This window comes from Nocardiopsis sp. JB363 (genome assembly GCF_900143625.1).
In the GTDB taxonomy this organism is placed as follows: Bacteria; Actinomycetota; Actinomycetes; order Streptosporangiales; family Streptosporangiaceae; genus Nocardiopsis.
Genome location: NZ_FRFF01000098.1, coordinates 1 through 1,530, shown reverse-complemented (window position 1 = coordinate 1,530; position 1,530 = coordinate 1). Strand labels below are relative to the sequence as shown.

Here is a 1,530-nt window from a genome sequence, read left to right as displayed (position 1 = left end):
CAATGCCGCTAAGTTAGGCGGCGGGGATCAGTACCGGTTGGGGTGCCCGCTCATGGCGGACCCCCTCATCACCCTGGTGTTTGACCGGGTAGGAGTTGTGACGGGCTCGCTTGACCTTGCGGGGGTAGGAACGAGGCCGCCGGGGCGGGAGAGGGCGCTCGCTGATCTGCTCCAGCACCCAACCCCACAGGAGCACCCGCTGTTCAGGGGGAAAAAGCCGTACCACCACTGGTGGTACGGCGCACGATGCGGACCGTGTGGGTGAACCCCAAACGGTCCGGGGCCAACCCCAGGTGTTCGGCCGAGCGGTGCATCAACTCCCGCACCGCGTAATGGGCCAACAACACCCCCCACACCTGCGCGATCACCATCGGTGGGGACTGCGAAGCGATCACCGTGCCCGCCCCCAACAGGCGGGTTTTGACCTCGCTCAGCACCGTCTCGTGCTCCCACCGGCGCCCGTAGAGCGCGGCCAGTTCCTGGGCGCTGATCTGGGTGGGGTCGGTGATGGTGGTGATCAGTGTGATCAGCTCCCCCTCGGGGTTGGCGTCGGGCACGGTGTAGTCCACCGCCCGCACCACCAACGCCCGCTCAGGGTCCAGGTCCTGGCCGGTACGGGCTTGGGCCAGCAGCGCGTCCTTGGCCTTGCGGCTCTTGACGCGGGGGGAGAAGAGCATCGCCAGGTAGGACCCGTCATCCAGGGGCCGCACCATGGGCAGTTCCAGCTGGGAGCCCACTCGCCAGGCCAGCTCAGCCCCAGCACAGCTGTAGTTGGTCCACATCTTCCAGGAGTAGAACCCCGCGTCGGCCAGCACCAGCATGCCTTCCTCGCACAACGGGCCCAGCTCATCGGCCAGGGTGCGCTCACCGGTCGAGAAGGGGCCCATGGTCGCGCCCACGATGGCGCGGGTACCGGTCTCGGACAGGGTGACCATTCGCAGCTGGGGAAAAGCCGACCGGTTGCGGTGGTTACCGCTGTGGGTGAAGTGGTCGGTGTTGGCGGCGGTGTCGGCCACGTCCAACGTGGTGCCATCCATCGACATCAACCGCCAGGTTTTGAAGAAGGCGCCGGGGGTGGTGGCGTCAGCCATCGGGGTGCAGGTGCGGTGGAAGAGCTCGGCCAGGGGTTGGGGCCCCAGTCGGGCTCGGGCCTGGGCGATGGCCGAGGTAGTGGGGGTCTTCCATTGCCCTTGCCAGGAGCCGAGCAGTTGCAAGGATCCGGCGAGTTGACGCATGACGGCGTCGGTTCCCTGGGTGGCGTCCAGTCCCCAGGCGATGGTGTGGCGGACCATGACGTGGGCGGGCAGGCTGCGGCGGCGTTGCTCACCGGTACCGGTATCGGCCAGCACGTCCTCGATCACATCGCGGGGGTAGCAAGCGGCCAGCACTCCCAGGTCCAGGTGATCGGTCAACCGAGCCGAAGGGGTTGTGTCAGGGGTGGCGGGCATGAAGAGCACGATAACCCCTCAACCACGGATTTCCACCCCAGGCCGACTGACCAGCGAAGATCCCACAAACTTAGCGGCATTG

1 protein-coding gene is annotated in these 1,530 nt (G+C 66.9%); it reads right to left on the bottom strand.

Annotation, left to right across the window (positions count from 1 at the left end):
* Nucleotides 1-203: 203 nt before the first annotated feature.
* On the bottom strand, nucleotides 204-1,448 hold the full coding sequence (locus tag BQ8420_RS14560; RefSeq protein ID WP_143847288.1) for an IS4 family transposase: 1,245 nt from the start codon (nucleotides 1,446-1,448) through the stop codon (nucleotides 204-206).
* Nucleotides 1,449-1,530 lie beyond the last annotated feature (82 nt).

Bases quoted from the DNA above. Each gene is read 5' to 3' on its own strand.
- BQ8420_RS14560 (WP_143847288.1), bottom strand. From the start codon at position 1,448: ATGCCCGCCACCCCTGACACAACCCCTTCGGCTCGGTTGACCGATCAC.